This window comes from Pseudomonas sp. 05N434, from assembly GCF_056396965.1.
In genome coordinates this window covers 1-4,629 of sequence record NZ_JBFTMK010000404.1, presented here as the reverse complement: position 1 = coordinate 4,629, position 4,629 = coordinate 1, and the positions used below count along the sequence as shown (strand labels likewise).

Here is a 4,629-nt window from a genome sequence, read left to right as displayed (position 1 = left end):
CCCGCTGCCGATGCTGCCGAAGATGTTGCCTTCCACATGCTGCGCCTTCGGCAACATCGCCGAGACGCTGTTGCGCAGCGCCGGAATCCCGCTCGAACCGCCGGTGAAGAACACCGTATCTACCTGATCGACCCGCACATTCGCGTCGTTCAGCAATTGGGTCACGCTGTTGCGCACCCGCTCCAGCAAGTTGTCGATGGCTGATTCGAACAGCGCACGAGTCAGTTCCACACTCAAACCGGGCTCGATGCGGTCCAGCGGCACATGACGGCTGTCGGCGTGGGTCAGCTGGATCTTGGTCTCTTCCACTTCCATCGCCAGCCAGTGCCCGGCGCGCTGGTCGATCAGCTTGAACAGGCGATCGATGCCGCCGGTGTCTTCAATGTCGTAACGCATGCTGCCCAGGGCCAGGGTCGATTTCTGCGAGTACACCGAGTTGATGGTGTGCCAGGTCGCCAGGTTCATGTGATGGCTGGTGGGCATGTAGGCGCCGCTCTTCATCCGGCTGCCGTAGCCGAACAGCGGCATCAGGCCTTGCAGGCTCAGCTGTTTGTCGAAATCGGTCCCGCCGATGTGCACGCCGCCGGTGGCGAGGATGTCGTCATGACGGTTGTCATGTCCGCGTCGCTCAGGGGACAGGCGCACCAGCGAGAAGTCCGACGTACCACCGCCGATGTCGACGATCAGTACCAGCTCTTCCTTTTCGATGGTGGATTCATAGTCGAACGCCGCTGCAATCGGCTCGTACTGGAACGAGACGTCCTTGAAACCAATGGCGCGGGCTACGTCCACCAGGGTGTTCTCGGCTTCCTGGTCGGCCAGTTCATCGTCATCGACGAAAAACACCGGACGGCCCAGCACCACTTCCTCGAACTCCCGACCGGCAGCGGCTTCGGCGCGCTTTTTCAACTGGCCGATGAACAGCCCGAGCAGGTCCTTGAACGGCATCGCCGTGCCGAGGACGCTGGTGTCGTGCTTGATCAGCTTGGAGCCCAGCAGGCTCTTGAGCGAGCGCATCAACCGGCCTTCGTAACCTTCCAGGTACTCGTGCAGCGCCAGCCGGCCGTACACCGGGCGGCGTTCTTCCATATTGAAGAAGACCACCGAGGGCAGGGTTATCTTGTCGTCCTCCAGCGCGATCAGCGTTTCCATGCCGGGGCGCAGCCAGCCGACGGTGGAGTTGGACGTGCCGAAGTCGATACCGCAGGCACGGGCTGGAGATGCGKTTTTCATGTCTTTCAAGTTCCGGTTAAAAAACGGCCGCGCAGTGTATGTCAGTGCGGCGCAGATTCGAAGGCCGACTATCTGTTAAATCACATTGATCTACGCTTGAAAGATGCGCCATCACCCCCAAACTTCCCTGCATAGGTTTGGCAATCCTTGGGCGACAGCAAGAACTGCGCCTGGCTGCCGATAAACTACTGATGCGCTGCCCGGTCACAAAATTGAGATTGATCAATCAAGACGCTGTAAACCAGAGCATGCTGTACCGAGTGGCGCGATTTCGATAATGGATGGTGATTCCCTCGATGGACTTCAAAGACTATTACAAGATTCTCGGCGTGGAGCCGACTGCGGACGATAAGGCGATCAAGGCCGCCTATCGGAAGCTGGCGCGCAAATACCACCCCGATGTCAGCAAGGAAAAGGACGCCGAGGCCAAGTTCAAGGACGCGTCGGRAGCCTATGAAGCGCTGAAAAGCGCCGACAAGCGCGCCGAATACGACGACTTGCGCAAATACGGTCACCACGGCCAGCCGTTCCAGGGCCCGCCGGGTTGGCAGAGTCGTGGTGGTTTCGGAGGCGGTGGTCAGGACACGGGCGATTTCTCGGACTTCTTCAGTTCGATCTTCGGCAACCGTGGTTCGGGTTTCGGTGGTGGTGGACGGTCGGGCCATAGCGCCGGTCGTCGAGGGCAAGACGTGGAAATGGAATTACCGGTTTTTCTGGAAGAAACCCTCTCGACCGAATCGAAGAAGGTCAGCTTCCAGGTGCCGCAGTACAACGCTGCCGGCCAGCATGTCAGCAACACCAGCAAAAGCCTGAACGTGAAGATCCCCGCCGGCGTGACCGACGGCGAGCGCATCCGCCTCAAGGGGCAGGGTGCTCCGGGCATCGGTGGCGGGGCCAATGGCGACCTGTACCTGACCATTCGTTTTGCGCCGCACCCCAAATTCGATGTCGAAGGCGAGAACCTGATCATCACCTTGCCACTGGCACCGTGGGAACTGGCACTGGGGACCGAAGTCGCGGTGCCGACCCTGACCGGCAAGATCAACCTCAAGGTTCCGGCCGGCAGCCAGAATGGCCAGCGCATGCGCGCCAAGGGCCACGGCCTGATGCACAAGGCCGGGCACCGTGGTTACCTGTTCGTGCAGCTCAAGGCGGTGATGCCGAAGAAACTCGACCATGACGTCAAGGCGTTGTGGGAGGAGTTGGCGAAAAAAGCCGCTTTCGATCCGCGAGAGAATTTTTGATTCCGAGATAAGGAGGAGCCCAATCATGAGCGACCCCGTGATCGTTCTATTGGACCTGGCAGAATTCTGTGAGGCGACCGAGTTGTCGGACGTGCATGTGATCGAGATCGTCGAACACGGCATCCTCGAACCACAGGGTACAGAGCCCAAGGATTGGCGTTTCACCGACTACGAACTGGTTTTGGCCAAGCGCGCCGCCAAGCTGCGGCGCGACCTGGAGCTGGAATGGGAAGGTGTCGCCCTGGCGCTGGACCTGCTTGACGAGGTCCAGCAACTGCGGGCCGAGAACCGCATGCTCAAGCAGCGGTTGGGGCGCTTGGTGATCGAATAGCTGTAAACACTAAACCTGTGGCGAGGGGGCTTGCCCCCGTTGGGTTGCGTAGCGACCCCAAATCCGGTCATCGCGGTTTTTCAGACTGACCGCATGCGTCGATTTTACGACTGCTGCGCAGCCGAACGGGGGCAAGCCCCCTCGCCACAGCGGTCCCAAGGCGTTACACCTTCCTGGGCAACACCACGCTAAACAGTGTGCCCTCAGCCTCGCTGGAACTGACCTCGATCGTCCCTTGATGGGCATCAACCACTTCCTTGACGATGAACAGCCCCAGGCCAAGGCTGGTGCTCGGCCCGCCGAGTTCTTCGTCGGCACTGCGTACCAGTGGATCGAAGATTGTGCCGATGACCTCGGGCGGAATCGGCGCACCGTCGTTGTGCACGGTGAGCCGAACGCTGTCCGTTTCACCCCTGAGGCTCAGCTTGATCACGCTGTGGTTCGAACCGTGCTGCAAGGCATTGCCGATCAGGTTCTGCAGCATTTGAGCGAGCCTTCGGCCATCCCATACACCCCGGGTATCGCCTTCGACGCTCAGTGTCGGATCACATTGCGGATGAGCAGCGCAAGCCTGGGCAATCGCTTCGCGCGCCGTCTCGGCCAGGTCCATGGGCGCCGGTTCGATTGGCAGGCGCTTGCCCAGGCGACTGCGCACCAGTTCCAGCAAATCGCTGACCAGCACCGCCATGTTCCGCGCGCCATCCTTAATATTGTTGGCACAGGCCAAAGCATCGCCTTCAAGCGTTGCTTTACGCAGCAGTAACTCGGCGGACATGCTCACTGCCTGCAATGGCGCTCGCAAGTCATGCCCGAGTATCGCCAGAAACAGATCCCGTGAATGGTTGACCTGTTCGGCATAGGCGGCGGTGGATTCGGCGAGGGCCTCATCGATGGCTTCGTTGAAACGGATCATGTCCCGGAAATAGGTCAGGTCCGGTGACTCCAGGCTGTCGACCCACAACCGAATCACACAGGCCCGCAAATGGCGGAACTCGCTGGTCATTTGCACCAGGTCGAAGCCCACGGTATGCCGCAGTTCGCCATGGCTGGCACCCGCTTCATCCAGGCTTGGGGTTTTCTCCGGGCCTTCGCCCTTGGCCTTGGCGAGCTGTTCGCTGGCGGTTTGCGCGGTGGTCATGTCCCGCGCTGCCGCCAGCAGAATGGCCTTGGCGTGATCGCGCAAGGCTGCTCGATCCATGCACTCGGCCGCCGGGGTGATCGTTCTGGCGAACTGTTCCCATTCATCGACGATACGGTCCACGTGTTGCCTGATGAATTCGGATAAGCGCATGGCCGTTACCTGCCTGGAGAGTCTGGGCATCTTAGCCTCTTTGTAGATCGGTAAAAACTACCGCTGACACGCCGGATCATGCTTGCAGGTCTTGCAGGTGGTACTTATTTGTTTTTTAGATTCTTAAGTTGGAAGGTGTTGTTTGTTTTATCGCTATTTTCCAACAGTTATTTAATCTTTTGTTTTTGCAGGTATTGAATAAGCTTGGCGTTCTTCTCAAACGCATAGGGATACATGCGCAATGAATGAATTGTCAGAAGGGGGCGTTTCCAATATCTCTCAAGAGATGACAGCTGGCGCCAATGTTTATTTGAATTATCTTGCAACCAAAGTTCCCGCATTCATAAAGAAACCATCTGTATCAAGTTTTGTATCAACGACTGATATGAAGCCGGACGTTCCCGAGTGGTACATCAAGGCGAGTGCTATCAACCGTCAATATCTCAACGAACTCATCAGTGAGCGGTGGCGGTTGCAAGACAGCCTGGATGACACACTGGGCGATTTGCAAAAGGACATCAATAAGTTCG

5 protein-coding genes are annotated in these 4,629 nt (G+C 58.4%); 3 read left to right on the top strand and 2 right to left on the bottom strand.

The genetic code is table 11. The annotated features are described in order from the left end of the window. Window positions 1-1,233 (bottom strand): Hsp70 family protein (locus AC1DLB_RS21845; RefSeq protein ID WP_477785625.1); only part of this gene is annotated, 1,233 nt, incomplete at its 3' end. Window positions 1,234-1,529: 296 nt separating this feature from the next. On the opposite strand from AC1DLB_RS21845, the gene AC1DLB_RS21840 reads away from it, so the two are divergent. Both AC1DLB_RS21840 and AC1DLB_RS21835 read left to right on the top strand, forming a co-directional pair. After that, window positions 1,530-2,477, top strand: coding sequence for a DnaJ C-terminal domain-containing protein (locus tag AC1DLB_RS21840; protein WP_477785624.1), 948 nt, complete (start codon window positions 1,530-1,532; stop codon window positions 2,475-2,477). A gap of 25 nt (window positions 2,478-2,502) precedes the next feature. Continuing rightward, window positions 2,503-2,808, top strand: a complete 306-nt coding sequence (locus tag AC1DLB_RS21835; RefSeq protein ID WP_018928457.1) for a chaperone modulator CbpM — start codon at window positions 2,503-2,505, stop codon at window positions 2,806-2,808. Window positions 2,809-2,971: 163 nt separating this feature from the next. Here the strand turns inward: AC1DLB_RS21835 and AC1DLB_RS21830 are convergent, their stop codons facing one another. After that, window positions 2,972-4,099 (bottom strand): sensor histidine kinase, encoded by a 1,128-nt coding sequence (locus AC1DLB_RS21830; protein ID WP_477744192.1) that lies wholly within the window; start codon window positions 4,097-4,099, stop codon window positions 2,972-2,974. Between the two features lie 241 nt (window positions 4,100-4,340). On the opposite strand from AC1DLB_RS21830, the gene AC1DLB_RS21825 reads away from it, so the two are divergent. Next, the coding region (locus AC1DLB_RS21825; RefSeq protein ID WP_477785623.1) for a hypothetical protein at window positions 4,341-4,629 on the top strand (289 nt) is incomplete at its 3' end.

Bases quoted from the DNA above. Each gene is read 5' to 3' on its own strand.
- AC1DLB_RS21835 (WP_018928457.1), top strand. From the start codon at position 2,503: ATGAGCGACCCCGTGATCGTTCTATTGGACCTGGCAGAATTCTGTGAG.
- AC1DLB_RS21830 (WP_477744192.1), bottom strand. From the start codon at position 4,099: ATGCGCTTATCCGAATTCATCAGGCAACACGTGGACCGTATCGTCGAT.